Annotated in this window: 21 protein-coding genes; 7 read left to right on the forward strand and 14 right to left on the reverse strand. The window is 72.4% G+C overall.

Translation table 11 applies throughout. From position 1 onward, the window contains the following. Window positions 1-9 precede the first annotated feature (9 nt). Window positions 10-276 (forward strand): WhiB family transcriptional regulator, encoded by a 267-nt coding sequence (locus QMK24_RS18890; protein WP_283467398.1) that lies wholly within the window; start codon window positions 10-12, stop codon window positions 274-276. Window positions 277-334: 58 nt separating this feature from the next. Here the strand turns inward: QMK24_RS18890 and QMK24_RS18895 are convergent, their stop codons facing one another. Continuing rightward, entirely contained in the window at window positions 335-718 is a 384-nt protein-coding gene (locus tag QMK24_RS18895) for a hypothetical protein (protein ID WP_283467399.1), read from the reverse strand. Between the two features lie 299 nt (window positions 719-1,017). Here QMK24_RS18895 and QMK24_RS18900 point away from each other — a divergent pair, with 299 nt between their 5' ends. Both QMK24_RS18900 and QMK24_RS18905 read left to right on the forward strand, forming a co-directional pair. After that, window positions 1,018-1,491, forward strand: coding sequence for an alpha/beta fold hydrolase (locus QMK24_RS18900; protein WP_283467400.1), 474 nt, complete (start codon window positions 1,018-1,020; stop codon window positions 1,489-1,491). A 156-nt stretch (window positions 1,492-1,647) separates the two neighbouring features. Continuing rightward, the gene (locus QMK24_RS18905) at window positions 1,648-2,400 is read left to right on the forward strand and encodes a YhjD/YihY/BrkB family envelope integrity protein (protein ID WP_283467401.1); all 753 of its coding nucleotides are present in this window, start codon (window positions 1,648-1,650) and stop codon (window positions 2,398-2,400) included. 46 nt (window positions 2,401-2,446) lie between these two features. Here QMK24_RS18905 and QMK24_RS18910 read toward each other — a convergent pair whose 3' ends face one another. The 5 genes from QMK24_RS18910 to QMK24_RS18930 all read right to left on the reverse strand — a co-directional run bounded on the left by QMK24_RS18910 (window position 2,447) and on the right by QMK24_RS18930 (window position 7,175). Further along, entirely contained in the window at window positions 2,447-4,030 is a 1,584-nt protein-coding gene (locus QMK24_RS18910; protein WP_283467402.1) for an MFS transporter, read from the reverse strand. Window positions 4,031-4,266: 236 nt separating this feature from the next. After that, complete coding sequence (locus tag QMK24_RS18915) at window positions 4,267-4,641, reverse strand: RNA-binding S4 domain-containing protein (RefSeq protein ID WP_283467403.1); 375 nt, start codon at window positions 4,639-4,641, stop codon at window positions 4,267-4,269. 217 nt (window positions 4,642-4,858) lie between these two features. Next, window positions 4,859-6,127: a glycosyltransferase 87 family protein gene (locus QMK24_RS18920; protein ID WP_283467404.1), complete on the reverse strand. Its 1,269-nt coding sequence runs from the start codon at window positions 6,125-6,127 to the stop codon at window positions 4,859-4,861. Between the two features lie 260 nt (window positions 6,128-6,387). Next, a complete protein-coding gene (locus tag QMK24_RS18925) occupies window positions 6,388-6,558 on the reverse strand; it encodes a hypothetical protein (protein ID WP_283467405.1) in 171 nt (56 codons plus the stop codon). Between the two features lie 56 nt (window positions 6,559-6,614). Beyond that, window positions 6,615-7,175, reverse strand: coding sequence for a tetratricopeptide repeat protein (locus QMK24_RS18930; protein ID WP_283467406.1), 561 nt, complete (start codon window positions 7,173-7,175; stop codon window positions 6,615-6,617). A gap of 90 nt (window positions 7,176-7,265) precedes the next feature. Between QMK24_RS18930 and QMK24_RS18935 the strand changes: the two genes are divergently transcribed. Beyond that, the gene (locus tag QMK24_RS18935; RefSeq protein ID WP_283467407.1) at window positions 7,266-8,318 is read left to right on the forward strand and encodes an ArsR/SmtB family transcription factor; all 1,053 of its coding nucleotides are present in this window, start codon (window positions 7,266-7,268) and stop codon (window positions 8,316-8,318) included. A gap of 12 nt (window positions 8,319-8,330) precedes the next feature. On the opposite strand, the gene QMK24_RS18940 is transcribed toward QMK24_RS18935, so the two are convergent. The 3 genes from QMK24_RS18940 to QMK24_RS18950 form a co-directional block, all read right to left on the reverse strand. Continuing rightward, a complete protein-coding gene (locus tag QMK24_RS18940) occupies window positions 8,331-8,675 on the reverse strand; it encodes a hypothetical protein (RefSeq protein WP_283467408.1) in 345 nt (114 codons plus the stop codon). A gap of 72 nt (window positions 8,676-8,747) precedes the next feature. Beyond that, on the reverse strand, window positions 8,748-8,903 hold the full coding sequence (locus tag QMK24_RS18945; RefSeq protein ID WP_283467409.1) for a hypothetical protein: 156 nt from the start codon (window positions 8,901-8,903) through the stop codon (window positions 8,748-8,750). A gap of 181 nt (window positions 8,904-9,084) precedes the next feature. Next, the gene (locus QMK24_RS18950) at window positions 9,085-10,293 is read right to left on the reverse strand and encodes a DUF2637 domain-containing protein (protein ID WP_502962451.1); all 1,209 of its coding nucleotides are present in this window, start codon (window positions 10,291-10,293) and stop codon (window positions 9,085-9,087) included. 155 nt (window positions 10,294-10,448) lie between these two features. Between QMK24_RS18950 and QMK24_RS18955 the strand changes: the two genes are divergently transcribed. Both QMK24_RS18955 and QMK24_RS18960 read left to right on the forward strand, forming a co-directional pair. Then, window positions 10,449-10,904 carry a pyridoxamine 5'-phosphate oxidase family protein gene (locus QMK24_RS18955; protein ID WP_283467411.1) on the forward strand — a complete coding sequence of 152 codons (456 nt, stop codon included), beginning with the start codon at window positions 10,449-10,451 and terminating at the stop codon, window positions 10,902-10,904. A 327-nt stretch (window positions 10,905-11,231) separates the two neighbouring features. Beyond that, window positions 11,232-11,933 carry a glycosyltransferase family 39 protein gene (locus QMK24_RS18960; protein WP_283467412.1) on the forward strand — a complete coding sequence of 234 codons (702 nt, stop codon included), beginning with the start codon at window positions 11,232-11,234 and terminating at the stop codon, window positions 11,931-11,933. Between the two features lie 75 nt (window positions 11,934-12,008). Here the strand turns inward: QMK24_RS18960 and egtD are convergent, their stop codons facing one another. From egtD to QMK24_RS18985, 5 genes are all read right to left on the reverse strand, one after another. After that, window positions 12,009-12,980: an L-histidine N(alpha)-methyltransferase gene (egtD, locus tag QMK24_RS18965; protein ID WP_283467413.1), complete on the reverse strand. Its 972-nt coding sequence runs from the start codon at window positions 12,978-12,980 to the stop codon at window positions 12,009-12,011. Continuing rightward, entirely contained in the window at window positions 12,977-13,729 is a 753-nt protein-coding gene (gene egtC / locus QMK24_RS18970; RefSeq protein WP_283467415.1) for an ergothioneine biosynthesis protein EgtC, read from the reverse strand. Before egtC ends, egtD begins: the two co-directional genes overlap by 4 nt. Next, window positions 13,729-15,069, reverse strand: a complete 1,341-nt coding sequence (egtB, locus tag QMK24_RS18975; RefSeq protein WP_502962448.1) for an ergothioneine biosynthesis protein EgtB — start codon at window positions 15,067-15,069, stop codon at window positions 13,729-13,731. Before egtB ends, egtC begins: the two co-directional genes overlap by 1 nt. Further along, entirely contained in the window at window positions 15,066-16,400 is a 1,335-nt protein-coding gene (egtA, locus tag QMK24_RS18980) for an ergothioneine biosynthesis glutamate--cysteine ligase EgtA (protein ID WP_283467417.1), read from the reverse strand. Before egtA ends, egtB begins: the two co-directional genes overlap by 4 nt. Before the next feature lie 129 nt (window positions 16,401-16,529). After that, entirely contained in the window at window positions 16,530-17,777 is a 1,248-nt protein-coding gene (locus QMK24_RS18985; RefSeq protein WP_283467419.1) for an aminotransferase class I/II-fold pyridoxal phosphate-dependent enzyme, read from the reverse strand. 155 nt (window positions 17,778-17,932) lie between these two features. Between QMK24_RS18985 and abmR the strand changes: the two genes are divergently transcribed. Continuing rightward, window positions 17,933-18,457, forward strand: a complete 525-nt coding sequence (abmR, locus tag QMK24_RS18990; protein ID WP_283467421.1) for an ATP-binding transcription factor AbmR — start codon at window positions 17,933-17,935, stop codon at window positions 18,455-18,457. The last annotated feature ends 186 nt before the right edge of the window (window positions 18,458-18,643 follow it).

Raw genomic sequence — 18,643 nt, forward strand, 5'->3', positions numbered from 1 at the left:
GGAACCCCCATGAACTGGCGACACCGTGCGGCCTGTCGTGCTGAGGACCCCGAACTGTTCTTCCCCGTCGGCAGTTCCGGCCCAGCGCTTCTGCAGATCCAGCAGGCGAAGGCGGTCTGCCACCGCTGCCCCGTGACGGAGAGCTGCCTGCGATGGGCCTTGGAAGTCGGCCAAGACGCCGGCGTGTGGGGCGGGCTGGACGAGGACGAGCGCCGGGCGGCGAAGCGCAGGGCCGCCCGTGGTCGCGCAGCCGCCGCACGGCGGATGGCGGACTGACCCGCTCGATGTCATCGACGCGCTCGCCCGATGGGAGGAGAGCCGCGGCTCCCGCCCGTCAGGGGGCGTCGCGCCGTGGTGCGATCCGTGTCCGGTTCCGGTTCGTCCGGTTCCAGTTCCGGTGCGGGCGCGGAGCCGAGGCGGCCGCGGGGCCGCGCACCAGGGATCCGAGGCCGACCAGGGTGACCGTCCAGGTGCCGACGAAGGTGTAGATCAGGGTCGGCGAGTCCGCCCGCACCGCTTCGACCAGCAGGAGCAGCGAGCCCGCGGCCAGGATGCCGAGCAGCGCCGTCAGCCAGCCTGCCGGCGGACGACGCATCCACCGGCAGGCGGCGGACACCCATCGGCCCAGCCGGCGCATGAGCCGTCCCTCGCGCCGCAGTTGGTCTTCCATGCGGCTGAGGATCCGGCGTTCCTCATCGGTGAGTTCTTCCGCGCTCATCGTGTGGGCCCCTCCCCTGTACAGCTGAGCGGACTGGTGGCGCGGGCTGCGCCGCGCTTCCGGGGGCCCTGGCCTCGGAAGCGCGGCGCAGCCGTCCTGGCCGCTCCGGGGAGATCGGGGACCTCGACCAGGGGCGGTAGGTCGGTTGTGAGCCGTGAGCGTTCATCAGCGTCCATGAGGACTCCCCCGCGATCTCTGGCCCCACCTGAATCCTGTATTGAAGCCGCTTCCCCCGCCACGAAGCCGCAAACGCCGGGGGCGCGATACAGGGGTCCGGTGTCCTGGGGCTCAACCGTCGCATGGAGCGCTTCACCGCGGTGGCGGCGCTCGGCGTGCCCTACGCCTTACGCACACCCGTGCCGCTGACCGAGCTGCTGCGGCGGTACTACCCGGGCAAGTTCAACGTGGTGCTCTACTTCCAGCAGCCCCGCGTCCCCGAGGCGGAGCTGGAGGCCGATGTTGCAAGGACGCTGCGCTTGACGATGTACGCGCTGTCCGGCGAGGCCCCGCCCGATCTGGTGCCCCGCTGGCTGACCGGGACGCCCGACCTGCCGCGGCTCGGCACAGGCCGCGTCACCCAGCCCGCCCTGTACATCAGCGGTGATCTCGATTCCGCGTACCGCTTCGGCAGCCTCGACCCGATGAAGGAGGCTGTCACCGGCCTGCGGGACATCATCATCCTGCCCGGCTGCGGCCACTGGACCCAGCAGGAACGGCCCACCGAGGTCAACGAGCGGCTCATCCCGTTCCTCGCATACGCCCTGGAGGCCTGACGACTCCCGCTACGCCGTCCGGGCGCTGCCCCGTGCACACCCTCCAGGACTGGGTATCAGATCCCCATGGGCACGGAGTCTGCGCCTGGCCACCACCGCACACCCCATTCCGGCAAGGACGGTCCCTCGTCACGCCGGGGAGCGAGGCTTGCGCGCATGGCGCGCCGGATCTGGCAGCGCGGCGTCGAGATCGAGCTGCTGCACCGGTCGATGGGGTTCGCCGCGCTGGGCCTGGTCACGCTCATCCCCCTGCTGATCGTCGTGGCGGCCGCGCTGGGACAGAACAACGGCCAGGGATTCGTGACGTGGGTGCGGGACGCGCTCGGGGTGACGGGCAATTCGGCCCGCGCGGTGGAGACCCTGTTCAGCACCCCCGCGAGCGTGCTGAGTACGACGACCGCGCTCAGCCTGGCGTCCCTGGCCGTCTTCGGGCTCTCCTTCGTCGCCGCCATCCAGACCGCCTACGAACGCATCTGGGACCTTCCGTCCGCTCCGTGGCACGCCACCTGGCGGCGGGCCCTCGCCCTCGCGGTCCTGGTCGCGTATCTGCTGGTGGCCGAGTACAGCGACCATGTCCTGCAGGGCACTGCCCTGCAGCCCACCATCAGTTTCGTCGTGACGGGCGGCGGGGGCATGGCGTTCTTCTGGTGGCTCCAGAGTTTCCTGCTGTGCGGCCGGGTCCCCCGGTCGTTCCTGCTGCCCGGAGCCGTAGCCACCGTCCTCGGGCTGGTGGGACTCCGGTTCTTCTCCGTCACCGTCTTCTCACCCCTGATCGCCAGCAGCGCGGTCTCGTACGGGCCCATCGGCACCGTGCTCATCGTGCAGTCCTGGCTGATCGGCGTCGGCTTCGTCATCTACGCGGGAGCCCTGGCGGGGCAGGGGCTGCGCGATCGCAAGCACTCCTCTTGACCGCCTCCCCGGCGGGCGGGTCGGTGGCGGGACGGGCGGGCGGCCGTCAGCCCTCGGAGATGTCATTCCGGGCGGCCAGCGGCGGGCCGTCCACGGCGCAGTGCAGCCGCGGCTCGTGCCGCTCGCATTCCCGCTCCGGTCCCGGCTCCGCTACCGGTCCCGGCTCCGCGGCGAGCGGGTTGGTGCGGATCGTGGCGGCGGCCAGGGCGGCGCCGGCGGCCAGCAGCACCGCCGCGATGACCAGCGACTGGTGGAATCCGTGCGAGAACGCCGCGGGATCGTCGTAGCTGCGTCCGGACAGCCCGGTGACGGCGGGGAGGGCGGCGACGGCGATGAGCCCGGCCGCACGGGCGACCGCGTTGTTGACGCCCGACGCCACACCCGCGTGCTCGGCCCCGACGGCGTCCAGGACCGTGGCGGTGAGCGGCGCGACCAGGACCGCCAGGCCGAAGCCCAGGACGAGGACGGCCGGGAGGACGTCCCGGGCGTAGTCCGCGTGCTGACCGACACGGAACATCAGCAGGACCGCCGCGGCGCAGATCAGCGGGCCGACCGTCATCGGCAGCCTGGGCCCGACGCGTTGCGACAGCCGGCCGAAGCGCGCGGAGAGCAGCAGCATCATGACGGTGATCGGCAGCATCGCCGTTCCGGCGGCGAGCGGCGAGAATCCGGCGACGACCTGCAACTGGACGGCGAGCAGGAAGAACACCCCGCCGAAGGCCCCGTAGACGGCGAAGGTGACCGCGTTCGCGGCGCTGAACTGGCGTGAGGAGAACATGCTCAGCGGCAGCATCGGATGCGTCTGGCGCGCCTCGGCGACCAGGAAGCCGGCGAGGGCGGCGACACCCACCAGCCCGCTGATGATCACCGCCGCCGATCCGGCGCCGTGCTCCGGGGCCGCGATGATCGCGTAGGTGACACCCGCCAGGCCCACCGAGCTGAGCGCCGCGCCGAGCACGTCGATACCGCCGGTGGCCGCGGGATCGCGCGTCTCGGGTACGTGCCGCTGGGCGATGAGGACGACGGCTACGGCCAGCGGGGCGTTGATGAGGAACACCCAGCGCCAGGACGCGGCCTGGACGAGCCAGCCGCCCAGGAACGGGCCGATCGCGGTCGCGACACCGCCGAACGCGGACCAGGCGCCGATCGCCCGGGCCCGGTCGTCCGGGTGGAAGGACGCCTGGATCATGGCGAGGCTTCCGGGCATGAGCAGCGCTCCTCCGACGCCCTGCAGCGCCCGGGCGGCCAGCAGCCAGCCCGCCGAGGGCGCCAGCCCGCACAGCAGCGACGCGCCGGCGAACCACAGGACACCGACGTTGAACACCCTGCGCCGGCCGTACCGGTCGCCGAGCGCGCCGCCCAGCAGGATGAGCGAGGCCAGCGCGACGGTGTAGGCGGTCACCGCCCACTGCAGAGTGCCGAATCCGGCGCCGAAGTCACGGCCGATCGCCGGCAGGGCGACATTGACGACGGTGGCGTCGATCCCGGCCAGCGCGGAGCCGAGTACCGCGGCCACCAGCACCCACCGCCCGGCGACCGACCCGACATGGATGGCCCCTGCCTGCCCGGCCTCTCCGGTTTTTCCGGTCGGATCGGTCTCCCGCCCGGCCGACCGCGACTTCGAGAACATCGAAGGGCCTACAGTCCGTGTCCGCGCGGCCGGAGCAGCGCCGCGTCGGCGATCTCCCGCCAGCCCTCGTCGATCACGAGCGAGTGCCTCCCAGGTCTGTGGTGGGCGAGCCGGCGGACCGGCCGCCACGCCTCACGCTAGGGGCGCCGATCCGCCATGGCAAGCGGTCCGAGCCCATTACAGCCCGGAGCCGGTCATCAGGTGCCGTCAGGTGCCGTCGCGTGCGCTCTCCGGCGTCAATGGCCTTGCAGGCGTTCCATCTCCCGCCGGTCGCGCTTCGTCGGGCGGCCCGTGCCGCGGTCGCGGTGGCCGATCGCCAGGATGTCCTCGCGGGCGGGCGGCGGCGGGCTGTTGTCGACGAAACACTCCGCAGCGACGGGCGCCCCGACCCGCTTGCGCACGATGCGCGAGACGACCACGATCCGCTCGGCGCCCTCTCCGCGGATCCGTACCTCGTCCCCGGCGCGCACCGCCTGCGCCGGTTTGACGCGCTCACCGTTGACCCTGACGTGGCCGGCGCGGCACGCCGCGGCGGCCAGCGAACGCGTCTTCGTCAGCCGTACGGACCAGATCCAACTGTCGACCCGCACGGTCCCCTCGTCTGCAGCCATGACATGACCTTAAAGCCCTTGAAGCCGGCCGGCGGTGGATGGGACGTAGTGGCGCCAGCGCGCCGACCGCATGGGTTCGCCGGGGCCGCTCGGTTCTCGATGGCCGGACGAGCGCGAAATCCAGCCCGTCCAGGGGGCGCCTCCCAGCGGTAGCCGGGGGATTGAGCACAGCGCGGCCGAAGGGCGGGTAACCCGGTGAACGCTGCCGGTCACGGCGCTAGCGGCCGCGGGCCGTGCCGGTCCCCAGGGCGGCCGGCCGCAGTCCGAGGAGCCGGCCGGCGAGGCGGGAGGTGCGGCGCGGCGGGACCGCCGCGCGCCACAGCCGCACGCACGACAGCAAGGTGGCGACCGCCAGCAGCCCGTTGCGCACCACCAGGACCGCGACTCCCTGCCAGGAGCTGTTCAGTACCGCGCCGAAGAACAGCGGGAAGTCGACGGAGGTGACGGCGGTCGTCAGGAGCAGCAGCGCGGCCACCGGTCGCTGGGTGGTGCCCCGCACCGTCAGGCACACCGCGGCCAGCGCGATCAGCCAGATCAGATACTGCGGGCTGATCACCCTGCTGGTGGCCGTGAACAGCAGCACCGCCGTCAGGGCGGCATCGTAGACGGTGGCCTCGCTCCAGACGCGGGCGCGCCAGCGCCACAGCAGCAGCCACCCGAACGCGACGGCGGTCAGCAGCAAGGAACCGTGCGCGACGGAGGAGACGTACGGGCCGATGAACTCGAACGAGCCGTAGTGGAGCCTGACGCGGCCGGGCCAGCCGCCCAGCCGCGCCAGATGCAGCACGGTGCCGCCCATCGACTCGACCTCCACGCCGCGGTTTCCCTGCGCGGACAGAAACCCGAACGTCCCCTGGAAGGCGATCGCCAGCACGGCCAGCAGGACCGCGGCGGAGACCAGTAGCGCGCTCCAGGCCTGCCGGGTGGAGCGGCCCCTGGGGGTGCCGAGCACGATCAGCGCCGGCCACACCTTGATCATGGCGGCGATCCCGGCGAGCGCGCCGCCCAGCCACGGCCGCCGGCCGATCACCAGCAGGGAGACCGCGGCCATGGCGGCGACCGCCACATCGAAGCGCGCGAAGGACAGCGCCAGCAGCAGGGGCAGGCCGCCCGTCCACATCCAGGCGCCCGCCGCACTGCCCCGCGCACCCGCGGTGCCGGCGCGCGCGGCGCGGGCGAGTGCCAGCGTCATCACCGCGTCGGCCAGCAGCATCAGGGCCACGAATCCCTGCAGGTACGACATCATCGGCAGCAGCCGGGGCCCCAGCATCACCAGCCCGGCGCCCGGCGGGTACTGCCAGGTGACATCCCCGGCGGGGAACGACCCGGCGGCGAGTTGTCCGGACCAGCGCGCGTACAGCCGGTGCACCTCCTGGGCGATGTCCCCCTGCCCGGTGCGCAGCACGGCCAGCATCACCATTCGCGACGCCGCCCAGTACACGGCCAGCGGCCACCACTGCGCCACCGCGCGGGATGCCGTACCCAACGGGCCGCGGTCGAGGCGCACGGCAGGCGCCGCACGCTCCCGGTCCGTTCCGCACGCGCATCCCGCGCACGTGGCCTCACCGCACGACGTCACCCGAACCTCCACAGTCCACGCCACCCGCCAACCACACCACCCCTGACGCTAAAACATCCGAAATCGGACAAAAAGACCAACACGCTGAAACCGCCGACCAAAGCCCGGCCTGCCGCTGGAACGCGTTGGCGAAGGTGGCGGCGGACGCGAAGCGACGGCGAACGGGATCAGTGGCCGGGGGCGGCCGCGAGAGGTTCCAGGAGCCTCACGGCCGGACCCGGCAGAGCGGCGATCTCGTCCCGCAGGCCTTCGGCCGCCGGCCGGTAGGCGGGGTCCGCCGACACCTCGGTGACCGCCTCGCGGACGAGGTCCGGGGTGGCCCGCACCGCGTCGAGCACCCGTGAGACGCCCAGCGCGGCGCAGCGAGCCGCGTTCCGGGGCTGGTCGTAAGGCTCTACTCGGCAGGAGCCGGTTCCACCAGCAGCCGGGCGTAGTTGGCGGCCGACCGCTGATACCGGGGCAGATGACGGGCCAGCGCCATCAGCGCGATGGACAGCGCTTCGCGCTCGCGGCCGGCGTCCGCCAGGGCGAGCGCGAGGAAGACGCTGACCGCGTCGTCCAGGTGGTCGGATCCGGCGTCCCGCTCGGCCGTCAGCAGGGCGGCGCTCTCCGGTGCGCGGCCGAGGTTGCGCAGCGAGCTGGACAGCTGGATCACGGCCCGGCGCCGGCGCTCACCCGATATTCCGAGGTCGAGCGCCTGACGGTACAGCGGCACCGCCAGGTCGGAGTGGCCGGTCGAGTCCAGCGAGGCGGCCCGTTCGAAGACCGCCACCGGATGGCCCGCCGGCAGCTCGGCGTTGAGTTTCTCCACCCGGGCCAGGAAGTCCTCCTCGCTGTGGTCCTCAATGGATGCCCACAGGTCGAGAGACCGCTGCTCCCACTCCGCGCTGACGCCGGCCGGGTCCGTCTGGCGCGTCGTGTTCGTCGTACCGGTCGTGCGCGTCGTGTCGTTCATGGTCGTCGTGCTCCTTTCACGGTCGCCCCGCCGGCGGCGGTGGCGCTGCTCATGCGGGCCATCCTGCGAGCGTTGCTACGCTCCTCACCAGTGATTCGGCCCGGACCGAATCACTCACCGGGACGTCCGGTCGCCACCGGGGAGGACACCATCGCGATCACTCTGCAGTTCAGCTCCGCTGACCTGCGGCGATGCCGCTTCGCGGTCTCTCCGGCCTTCGAGACCCTCGCCGCGATCCGCGTCGCCACCGGAGAACAGGGTCCCGGCCACCACCAGCGGTGGCTGGACTCCGTCCGCCCCCGGCTGAGCGCGCTCGACCTGCGGCCGGTCACCCTGCTCCAGCCCCGGCGCGGATACACCCCCGACTTCCTGTCCCCGCCGCCGACGAGTCCGCACATCCGGTTCGACGAAGACCTCGCCCGGATCGCGGCGACCCCGCCGGCGCAGGTGGGCGCCGAGATCGTCCGGTCGCTCGGCGAGACCCCCGGAGCATCGGACAGCGAAACCGGGCGGCTGCTGCTCGGTGACCCGGCGAGCGTTCTCGAGCTGCTGACGCAGCTGATCCGCGAGGCGTGGCAGACGCTGGTCGAACCGGTCTGGCCCCGGGTGCGCGCCCTGCTGGACGCCGATGTCGCCTTCCAGTCCCGGCGGCTGGCCGACGGCGGACTCGACCGGCTCTTCGCCGAACTCCACCCCATGCTGCGCTGGCACGACAACACCCTGACGCGGGAGTTCGGCGACGACGACCGGCGCGATCTGCACGGCGAGGGTCTGGTGCTACTGCCGAGTGCCTTCAAGTGGGACGAGGTGGTCATCGTGCTGGACCCGCCCTGGCAGCCCACGGTGGTCTATCCGGTCCGCGGTCTCGGCACCCTGTGGCAGCCCGCGCGTGGGACCGGCGACGCCGCATTGGCCCGGCTGATCGGACGCACCCGGGCCGCACTGCTGACCGGCCTGACGGAACCGGCCTCGACCTCCGCGCTCGCGCACCGTCACGCCCTCGCGGGCGGCACCGTCTCCGAACACCTCTCGGTCCTGCGGGATGCGGGCTTCGTCGTCGGCGAGCGCCACCGGCACGAGATCCGCTACCGCCGCACCGCTCTCGGCGGCGCGGTGGCGGAGCAGGGGCGCGGAGACGGCTAGCGGCTACCGGGGTCAGCCGGTGGGGCGCTCGTAGAGCCGGTTGAGCCGGCGGTCGAGGGCCACCAGATCGGGGTGCCGGGCCACGAAGCGCCTGCCGCGCTCCCGTTCGTGCACGGCGATGCGGACACTGCGCCGGGCCGCCCGGTGGAGTGCCGCGGCGAAACGGACGGCCGGCTGCCCGGCCGCTTCCAGCTCGGCTGCCATGGCCCGGAACTCCGCTTGGACCTCGGCGAGATGGGGGCCTCGCCCGCCGGCGGCTTCCTCGACCGCGACACGGGCCTCGGCCCGGTCGATGCCCAGCCGCACGGCAAGCCGGAACGCGATCGTGTCCAGAACACGCTGCTGTTCGGGCGTCATGGATCCAGTGTCACTCACGGACGCCCACCGCGGAAGCGTGCCCGGGTTCCCGTGCGGGGGCAGGGCCGCACGTCAGTGCGGTGAGGTGTCGTCCGGGGGGTCGATCCGGCGGGAATCGCGGGCGCGCCGGCGGAGCGTGTTGCGACGATATCCGGCCGCCGCGATCAGCGCCCCCGCCGCTAAGCTCACGGCGACCCACAGACCGAGCCACTCCAGAACAGTGATCACGAGCGTCGCCACCTCCTGCTCTCGCCAGCTGCGCGGCAGCTGGCGGCGGCGAGACAAATCCGTTCAATACATCGCAGGGGTCCCGGAACATGCCGAGACCGCTATAACGGAAGTGTCCCGCACATCGACGAGCGGCAGGACGGCTTTCCGCAACGGTCACCCCTGCTGGTGACGGCTGTCCTCAGACTTCAGCGCCCTGATACGCACCCGACCGCTCGTCCTCGTAACGCTCCCGTAGTTGCCCGGCGTAACGGCGCAGACTGTCGGGGCTCATCGGCTGGCCAGCGCGGCCGGAGACGTTGTACCGGGCGAAGAGGATCTTGGAGAGATCGTCGAAGGTCGGGTACTGGCCGAGGGCGTCGGTGAGTTCGACGAACGCCGCGTAGATGGTGTCGAGACGTGAGCCGGAGCCGGACGCGGTGGGCGGTGCGGCGGCTTCGGGCTCCGGCTCGGGCGCCGGGCCCGCCCCGACTTCACCGTCGGCGTCCGCAGGGAGAACCGGGACCGGGGTGAACCAGAGGTTCTCGTAACCCTCGTCGGACCCCTGCTGCCCCGGGTGGGCGCGGCCGTCCACGCTGTCCTGTCCGGGGGCGGCGGACTGCTCATGGCCCGCGGCCTCGGAGTCCCGGACATCCGCTGCCGCAGTCGCGGTGTCGTCCGGCGCACCGTCCGCTTCCGGCTCGGGCGCGCCCGACGCGACGGCGGGCACCGCGGCGAGGGTGATGCCGGCGGCGGCGAGGCCGAGGGTGGCGGTTTCGGCGAGGGGGATGCCGTAGCGGGCCAGGCGCAGGGGCATGAGGGCTTCGATGGGGGCTTTGCGGCGCCAGGTGCGGCCGTAGCGGGCCTGGAGGCGGGCCTGGTAGACCAGGCGGTCCTGTTCGAGGCGGATGACCTGGTCGTAGGAGCGCAGTTCCCACAGTTTCATCCGGCGCCAGAGCCGGAAGGTGGGGAAGGGGGCCAGCAGCCAGCGGGTGAGGCGGACCGATTCCATGTGCTTGTCGGCCGTCAGGTCCGCGACGCGTCCCACCGCGTGCCGGGCGGCCTCCACGCAGACCACGAAGAGCACGGGGATGATGCCGTGCATGCCGACCCCGACCGGGTCGGGCCAGGCCGCGGCCCCGTTGAAGGCGATGGTGGCGGCCGTCAGCAGCCAGGCGGTCTGGCGCAGCAGCGGGAAGGGGATCCGCAGCCAGGTCAGCAGCAGGTCCAGGGAGAGCAGCACCACGATCCCGGCGTCCACCCCGATCGGGAAGACGTTCGCGAACCAGCCGAAGCCCTTGGCCCGGGCCAGCTCCCGCACCGCGGCGTACGAGCCCGCGAAGCCGATCGCGGCGATCACCACCGCACCGGCGACGACCACACCGATCAGAATCCGGTGTGTCCGGGTCATACGTATCGCGGCCACCCGCGACCCCTCCTATACATCTCGTACATCAGTTCAGTGGTGCCAGAGTCTCACGGGCGGGGCTCTCCGGAACGGACCCCCCTGGCCTACCCGCGGTGTACCCGACAGAGGGTGTCCGGAATTGCGTGGAGCATGAGGTCATGACCACTACTTGGGCGGGATTTCACACGGCGGAGCCCGAACTGGCCAGGACCGTCTCCGAGCGGTTCGGCCTGTTCACCCACCATGTCCTGGCGACACTGCGCCGGGACGGATCCCCACGGGTGACGGGTATCGAAGTGGACTTCCGCTTCGGTGAGCTGTGGCTCGGCATGATGCCCAACTCCCGCAAGGCCCAGGACCTCCGGCGTGATCCGCGGTTCGGCCTTCAGGCGAACCCCGGCCCCGGCACCACCATGAGCGGTGGCGACGTCCGCGTCGCGGGACATGTGGCGGAGGAGACCGATCCGGAGGTGATTTCCCGCTACGTGCAGGAGGCCAAGCCGCCGCAGCCGTTCCATCTGTTCCGCGCGGAAGTGGCCGAAGTGGTGCGCACCTACGTCGAGGGCCCCGATTCTGGATTCGGTCCTGATTGCCGCGAACGGGTCGCATGGTGACGGCGATCGTCCCTGTGGCTTCGACTCTGATCACCCAGACCCTCCGGTCCGCGACCGCCAGCGCCCTCGCGCCGCGCCGCCCCTGGCGGTCCCCCGCCGGGCAGCCCGCGTACGCACGGCCACTGCTGCTGCTGATCACCGCGGTCGCCACCGCGCTGTATGTGTGGAACATCGACCGCGGTCAGTTCCACCCCTTCTACGCCGACACCGTGCTCAGTATGACGAGGAACTGGAAGGCGTTCTTCTTCGGCTCGTTCGACCCCGGCAACTCCATCACCCTCGACAAGCTCCCCGGGTTCCGGTGGCCGCAGGCTGTTCCGTTCCGCGGTGGAGGACGCGCCGTTCACCGTGTTCCTGCTGCTCGCCGCCGACGCGGCCCTGCGGGCGGCGCACTCGGCGCGGCTGCGCCCGCTGATCAGCTGCGCGGTCTGGGTCGGGCTCGCTTTCCAGACGAAGATGCTCGAGGCCTGGGCCGTGCTGCCCACGCTGGGCGCCGTGTATCTCATCTCAGCGCCCACGGCACTGGGGCGCCGGGTGACCCACACCGCCGTCGCGGCCGCGGTGACGGTCTCGGTGTCGGCGTCCTGGGTGCTGGTGGTCGCGCTCACGCCCGCCGCCGACCGCCCGCACATCGACGGGACCACGAGCAACTCGCCGGTGAGCATGGTCGTGGGCTACAACTTCCTCAACCGCTTCCCCCAGCTCGGGCTCACCCCCCAGGCCACCGGGAGCGTCGACTCCGTGCCCGGCGGCCCCGCCGCGGCGAAGGGATTGTGGGGGGACCCGCATCGGCCACCGCGTCGGGCGATGAGGGCGGCTGGAGCAAGATGTTCCGCGCCCCCCCACGCCTCACAGACCGGCTGGCTGTATCCGGCGGCGGCGCTGTCCCTCGGCTGCGGTCTGTTGTGGCGGCGGCGCATGCCGTGTACGTCCTGCGCGCCGGTGCCGGCCACCGCCTACGGCGGCACGGTCACCGACGCCGCCGACGGCGCGCCCCTGCAGCTCTACCGGTGCGCTCCCGCGCGGTGAGGGCCGACGCCAACTCCCGGCGCCGCTGGGGCGGGTGTCGAGGTCACGGACCGAGCGACCGTGAGCGGGGAACCGTCACTGGGGGACGGACAGGGACAGCCCGAAACGGCCGGCCCGGTCCGTCCACCAGTGGCGCAGGTCGAGGCCACTGGCGTCAAGTTCCTTGCGCAGCCCTTCCTGGCGGAACTTCGCCGAGATCTCGGTGCGTATCTCCTCACCCGGCTCGAAGGTGACTGCGAGGTCCAGCTCGGGGATCTTCACCGTCTGATGAGTGCGGGCCCGCAACCGCATCTCGATCCATTCGCGCTGCCGGTCCCACAGCGCGATGTGGTCGAACGCGCCGGGGTTGAAGTCGGCTCCGAGTTCACGGTTGATGACATGCAGCACGTTCTTGTTGAACTCTGCGGTCACCCCGGCGGAGTCGTCATAGGCGGCCACGAGGGTGGCCTCGTCCTTGACGAGGTCCGTGCCGATCAACAGCGCGTCTCCGGGGGCGAGTCCGGCGCGCACCGCGGCCAGGAAGTGGGCGCGCTCGCGCGGCAGCAGATTGCCGAGGGTGCCGCCGAGGAACGCGATCAGCCGCGGTCCCTGCTCTCCGGGCACCCGCAGGTCGCCCTGGAAGTCGCCGATGAGGGCGTCGACCCGCAGCCCGGGGTACTCGGCGAGCAGCGCGTTGCCTGCCTGTTCCAGGGCGGCCTCGCTGACGTCCACGGGCGTGTAGCTGCGCAGCGTCCCGGCGGCGAGCAGGGCGTCGAGCAGCAACCGGGTCTTGTCCGACGATCCGGAGCCGAGCTCGATGAGGGTGGCCGCGCCGGTGGCCACGGCGATCTCGCGGGCTCTGGAGTGGAGGATCTCGCGTTCCGCGCGGGTGGGGTAGTACTCCGGGAGCCGGGTGATCTGCTCGAAGAGCTCGCTGCCGCGTGCGTCGTAGAACCACTTGGGCGGCAGCCATTTGCGTTCCGCGGTGAGTCCGTCCCGTACGTCGGCGCGCAGGGCGTCGGCGGTGGCGTCCACGGGCAGTCGGCGGGTGAGGGTGAAGGTACTCAACGGTTCGGCTCCTTGAGCGTGGTGAGCTGGACATCGTCAGGGGTGGCGACGAGCAGCGTCCGGTCGGGGACCCGGATCCAGTCGTCCTGGTCGTCGTGGGGTTCTGAGGCGACGAGGACGGAACGGCCCGGCTCATGGCGGTAGTAGAGGGTGTCGCCCCAGGCGGTGGCCGCGATGGCGGCGCCGTCGGTGAGCAGGAGGTTGAGGCGTCCGGGGTCGTGCGGCGCGAGGTCGGCGACGGTGCCGGCGAGCGCGTCGCCCTGCGGCTCCCCCGCCCGCAGCCGGTGCAGGGCCAGCGCCCAGACGAAGGCCGAGTCGCAGCGCGCGTCCAGGGACAGCAGTTCGGCGGCCGAGAGCCGGGCGGCGGCGGGCTCCAGGGTCCCGGGCCAGCCGGTGAGCGACCCGTTGTGGCTGAAGAGCCAGCGCCCGGCGGTGAAGGGCGCGGCCGCGGCCTCTCCGGCCGCGCCGCCCTCGGTGGCCGAGCGGACGGCGGCCAGCAGCGCGCCGGCGGTCACCACACGGGCGAGGTCGGCGAAGGAGGCGTCGGCCCAGATGGGTCCCGCGCGGCGGTAGCGGGCCGGCACCGGGTCCCTGTCCGCGTACCAGCCGACGCCGAAGCCGTCGGCGTTGACGGTGCCGTGCCGTTGCTCGCGAGGCGCCCAGGACTGCCGGTAGAGGCTGTACTCCGGCTCGGTGAGCACGGTGCGCAGCGCGGTGGGCGGCCCGAGGTAGGCCAGATGGCGGCACATCAGCGGGCGTCCCGTTCGGAGCGGGCGGTGCGGAAGCCGGAGAAGATCTGCCGGCGGACAGGATGGTCCCAGTTGCGGAAGGTGCCGCGGCAGGCGACCGGGTCGACGGCGAACGAGCCGCCGCGCAGCACCTTGTAGTCGCCTCCGTAGAAGACGTCGCTGTATTCCGGGTACGGCCACGCGGCGAATCCGGGATAGGCCAGGAAGTCGCTGGAGGTCCATTCCCAGACATCGCCGATCAACTGGCGTACGCCCAGCGGGGAGGCTCCTTCGGGATAGCTGCCGGCGGCGGCGGGCCGTAGGTGGCGCTGGGCGAGGTTGGCGTGTCCTGGTCCGGGATCCCGGTCTCCCCAGGGGTAGCGCCGGGAGTACCCGGTGGCCGGGTCGTGGCGGGCGGCCTTCTCCCATTCGGCCTCGGTGGGCAGCCGGCGGCCGGCCCAGCGGGCGTACGCGTCGGCCTCGTACCAGGACACGTGCAGGACGGGTTCGGCCGCGGGCACCGGTTCGGTGACGCCGAAGTGCCGGCGCAGCCACTGGCCGGCCTCCTGGCGCCAGTACAGCGGTGCCCGCAGTCCGGACCGCTCGCGGTGCTCCCAGCCGGGGCCGGTCCACCAGCGGGGGTTGTCGTAGCCTCCGTCGGCGATGAACTGCAGGTAGGCGCCGTTGGTGACCGGAGTGGTGTCGATGTGGAAGGCGTCGACCTGGACGCGGTGGGCGGGGCGTTCGTTGTCCAGCGCCCAGGGTTCTGTTGAGGTGCCCATGGTGAACGGTCCGCCGGGTACGAGCACTTCGGCGGGGAGCGTGGCGGCGTCGGCGGGCGCGGCGGGGGGCTCGGGCGCGGTGAGCACCGCGGGGCCGGTCCGCAGCTGATGGGTGATCAGCATGGTCTCGTCGTGCTGCTGTTCGTGCTGGGCGACCATGCCGAAGGCGAATCCCGCGTCGAGGAGCCCGCTGCCGTGCAGCGGGGTGGTCTCGATGAGGTCCATGACCCGGCCGCGGACCTCGTGGTTGTACTCGCGGGCCTCGGCGGGCGGGAGCAGGGGCAGCCGGGGCCGCTCCGCGCGGGGGTGTTCGAAAGCGTCGTAGAGGGTGTCGATCTCACTGGGGAAGATCGGCTGATGGCCGCCGACGGTGCGCAGCAGCCACAGCTCTTCCTGATTGCCGATGTGCGCGAGGTCCCACACCAGTGGTGACATCAGCGGTGAGTGCTGAGCGGTGAGGTCCGGGTCGTCGACACATTCGGTCAGGGTGCGGGTGCGGGCGCGCGCGGTGGTCAGAGCCGCCGCGATGTGCGCGCGCAGAGCGTCGTCGTCCTGCCCGGGGGCGGTGCTGGCGTTCACGCGCGGTCCTCCTTGGTCTCTGTGCCGGTCCGGGCCGGGGACCGGTCGGCTTCGGAACGGACTTGGTCGATCAGGTCGTCGGCGGGACATCGGCCGCGCGCGATGTAGCGCTCGGCGAACTCGGTGACGGTGGCCTGCACGTACCCGGGTGCGCCCATCCGGGGCAGCGCCTCCATGGCGGCCCGGAAGCAGGCATCGGCGGCCCGGCGCAGCGCGGGGTCGGTCAGGCCGCGGCGGGCCGCCCGTAGCCACAGGGGGTTGCGCGGGGCGGGCGTACCGCCCGCGCCGAGCGGCAGGACGGCCCGCAGGGCCGCCTCGTGCGCGACCGGGTCGTCGAACAGGGCGGCGACCACCGCGAGCGGCACGATCCAGCCGTCGTCCCCGGACTGCGCGTCGATCATGCGCAGTTCGAGGTGGCCCTGCGGCCGGACGGGCGGGAACAGGGTGGTCAGGTGGTAGCACAGATCGTCGAGGGTGGGGGTGCTGCCGGCCGGGCCGCCGGCCTCGATCCAGCCACGGAAGGTGAGGCCGGGGGGCGCGGTCCAGGGCTGTCCGTCCTGCTGCCGTATGCACATCAGGGGCGCGTCGAGCGCGTAGCGGGCCCAGGCCGCCCGCGGATCTCGGTCCAGGGGCGGTGCGAGGGTGCGGGCGGTGTCCATCCGGGACCACACCGCCTGGCGGGTGGACCGCCAGCCGCTCGGGCGGCCCTGGCGCAGCGGGGAGTTGGCGAACGCGGCGACCAGGACGGGACCGAGCAGGTGGGCCAGGAGCCAGCGGGACCGGATCCCGTGCGGGCCCGCGATGTCGGTGCCCGCGTCCACGCAGACCTGCACGGAGGCGGTGCTGCACATCATGGAACGGCCTGCGGGTCCGCCGCGGTCGAAGTACTCCTCCATCGCGGCGTAGCGCGGGAGATCCAGGACCCGGCGCGGTGTGCGCCAGGGGTCGTGGCCGTGGCCTGCGGCGACGAGGCCACGGGCCCGGAGGTGGCTGCGGACGGCGACCAGGTCGGCCGAGGTCTCCTCGACGCATTGGGCGAGGGTCTCGGCGGGGCGGGAGCTGAGTTCTATCTGACCGCCCGGCTCACGGGTGAGCGCGGCGTTCAGGGGGAGCCGTTCGAGGCCGGCGACGGCCTCGGCCAGCCGGCCGGGGTCGATATGGAGGGCCGGGTCGTGCGCGTCGTACAGGAACCATTCGAGTTCGGCGCCTATCCGGCTCGGTGGGCCGGTCTTGAAGCAGATGCCGTGGATGTACGACTCCGCCTCGGCCTCGGTGACCGGCCCGGCGGTGCCGGGCCGCTGGCGGGCCGGGCGCCGGGTGGTACCTGCCATGTCATGGCGCATGGTGATGTCTCCCATCGGACCGCAGTTCGCGGCCGCTAACCAATGTGCCTCACTACTGACGAGTGTGCGCACTTTTTCTTACGATATGTTCGAATATGTTCACTTTCTCGGCGATGTTCACATGCGCCACATGCCCCCCGGCCGTATGCCCTTCGCCTCTTCGGCGAAACGAACGAGCCGGTCGGCCGCCTCGGCGAGCCGGGGTTCCGGCAGCGCGAAATTCAGCCGCGCGTAACCCTCCCCCGCGGCGCCGAACGCGGCGCCGTCCGTCAACTCCACACCGCACGCGGCCAGCAGCCGCTCCCGGATTCCCGGGGCGCCCTCCGCCCGCTCCGCGTCGTCCCCCGGCGGTGCGCCGTCGAACGCTGCGCCCCGCAGCCACAGCAGGAAGGACGCCTCCGGCACACAGGCGACGAGCCCGGGAACCGCGTCCGCCAACCGGGTGACGATCAGATCGCGCCGTTCGGTCAGGCCGGACGTCAACGAGCGCAGCCACGGCTCGCCGTGCTCCAGCGCGACCTCCTGGGCGAGAGCCCCGAGCAGCCGCCCGCCCTCGAAGAACCCGAAGCCTTCCAGCGTGGCCACGACGCGGCGCCGCAGCTCCGCGTCCGGCACCAGGAGGAACGCGTCCGCCAGTCCGCTGACGTTGAACGCCTTGCCCACCGAGTGCACAACAACCGTATGCCGCGCGAACTTCCCCGCGGCGCGCACGGCGGTGATGTGCCGCCGCCCGGGGTGCAGGATCTCGCAGTGCACCTCGTCGCTCAGCAGCAGTCCGTCGCCGGCGGCGGCCGCCTCGGCGAGCGCGTGCAGTTCCCCGTCGTCCCACACACGGCCGGTGGGATTGTGCGGGCTGCTCAGCGCCACCACCGCGCCCGGCTCCCGGCGGCACCGGTAGGCGAACTCGTCCACGGGCAGCCGGTATCCGCCCCCGGCCCGGCCCAGCGGGATCTCCTGGACGGTGCGGCCCGCCGCGCGGGCCACGACCGCGAAACCGCCGTACTCCGGCGACGCCGTCAGCACCGGGCCGCGCGGCGCAGGGCCGGCCGCCGCGGCGTCGAGCACCACGCGCACCGCGGTGCGGGGGCCGAACGGCAGCAGGACCACCCAGTCGGGGTCGATCTCCGCCGCGTGGCGGCGGGCGTACCAGCGCGCGACCCGCTCACGGGCGGCGGGATCGGCCCGCGTGTATCCCAGGGCGTGATGGTCCAGCCGGGCCCGCAACGCCGCGTACAGGGCGGGAAACCCCGGCAGGTCCATATCGGCCACGCCCAGGGGGATCCGCCGGGCGTCCTGCTCCACGCCCGCGTTCTGCCACTTCACACTCCGGGTTCCGGTCCGGTCCAGCCCGTGTTCGCCGTCCATCCGACCTCCTTGGCCTCGCTGCCGACCTGACGCTGCCCGACGGTGCCGGGCCCCGCCTGTGCCGTCCCTGCCCGTCCCGTCCCTGCCTACCCGATCACATGACGCTGACAGCGAACGTTCTTGCCTCCACAGGTCCTCGGAGTAATTTTGATTACATGATTACATCGAAGGATCGTGAGGCGGTGCGCGGCTGGTTCGCCGGACGCCTGCCGGAAGGACTGTTCACCGAGCTCCTGGACGTCACCGTCGACCGGGAGGAGATCACCGTCCTGGGGCGGATCCCCGAGCCCGAACTGGGTCCGGAGGTCTCACAGCCGGAGCGCGACGCGGCCCGGGAAGGACGGATCGCGGAGTTCCGCGGCCGCACCCGCGGAGCCCGGATGGAAGTGGCCCGCGAGGCCGAGGAGCGGTACGGGCGAAAGGTGTCCTGGGGCGTTCAGTGCGCGGACACCCGCGGGTGGTACACCACGGTCGCCGCACCGGTGATGACGCGGCTGCGCCAGCCCGAGCGCCAGGTGCTCGACACCCTGATCGCCGGAGGGGTCGCCCGCAGCCGCAGCGACGCCCTGTCCTGGTGCGTCCGGCTGGTCCAGCGCCATGCCGACGACTGGCTCGGCGATCTGCGCGGCTCCCTGGAGCACGTCCATGAGGTGCGCGCGCAGGGCCCGGACACCGACTGACACCCCCGCGAGCCGGCCCGGTCCCGCCACGGCGGGGCCGGGCCGGCTCCTGCACGCCCTCACCCAGGCGCCGTTGACATGCCTTGTTCCGCTCCTTAGGTTCAGGGGAACCTAGTTAGTAAAGTTGCTTAACTTGAAGTTCGGCACCCCTGCCCCGGCGCGAACCCCCCACGAGCCACTGGGAGA

This window comes from Streptomyces sp. PH10-H1, assembly GCF_030063355.1.
GTDB lineage: Bacteria > Actinomycetota > Actinomycetes > Streptomycetales > Streptomycetaceae > Actinacidiphila.

Excerpts from the sequence above, each read along its gene's own strand:
- QMK24_RS18890 (WP_283467398.1), top strand. The coding sequence starts at position 10 with ATGAACTGGCGACACCGTGCGGCCTGTCGTGCTGAGGACCCCGAACTG.
- QMK24_RS18895 (WP_283467399.1), bottom strand. The coding sequence starts at position 718 with ATGAGCGCGGAAGAACTCACCGATGAGGAACGCCGGATCCTCAGCCGC.
- QMK24_RS18900 (WP_283467400.1), top strand. The coding sequence starts at position 1,018 with ATGGAGCGCTTCACCGCGGTGGCGGCGCTCGGCGTGCCCTACGCCTTA.
- QMK24_RS18905 (WP_283467401.1), top strand. The coding sequence starts at position 1,648 with ATGGCGCGCCGGATCTGGCAGCGCGGCGTCGAGATCGAGCTGCTGCAC.
- QMK24_RS18910 (WP_283467402.1), bottom strand. The coding sequence starts at position 4,030 with ATGTTCTCGAAGTCGCGGTCGGCCGGGCGGGAGACCGATCCGACCGGA.
- QMK24_RS18915 (WP_283467403.1), bottom strand. The coding sequence starts at position 4,641 with ATGGCTGCAGACGAGGGGACCGTGCGGGTCGACAGTTGGATCTGGTCC.
- QMK24_RS18930 (WP_283467406.1), bottom strand. The coding sequence starts at position 7,175 with ATGAACGACACGACGCGCACGACCGGTACGACGAACACGACGCGCCAG.
- QMK24_RS18940 (WP_283467408.1), bottom strand. The coding sequence starts at position 8,675 with ATGACGCCCGAACAGCAGCGTGTTCTGGACACGATCGCGTTCCGGCTT.
- QMK24_RS18950 (WP_502962451.1), bottom strand. The coding sequence starts at position 10,293 with ATGACCCGGACACACCGGATTCTGATCGGTGTGGTCGTCGCCGGTGCG.
- QMK24_RS18955 (WP_283467411.1), top strand. The coding sequence starts at position 10,449 with ATGACCACTACTTGGGCGGGATTTCACACGGCGGAGCCCGAACTGGCC.
- egtC (WP_283467415.1), bottom strand. The coding sequence starts at position 13,729 with ATGTGCCGCCATCTGGCCTACCTCGGGCCGCCCACCGCGCTGCGCACC.
- egtA (WP_283467417.1), bottom strand. The coding sequence starts at position 16,400 with ATGGCAGGTACCACCCGGCGCCCGGCCCGCCAGCGGCCCGGCACCGCC.
- QMK24_RS18985 (WP_283467419.1), bottom strand. The coding sequence starts at position 17,777 with ATGGACGGCGAACACGGGCTGGACCGGACCGGAACCCGGAGTGTGAAG.
- abmR (WP_283467421.1), top strand. The coding sequence starts at position 17,933 with ATGATTACATCGAAGGATCGTGAGGCGGTGCGCGGCTGGTTCGCCGGA.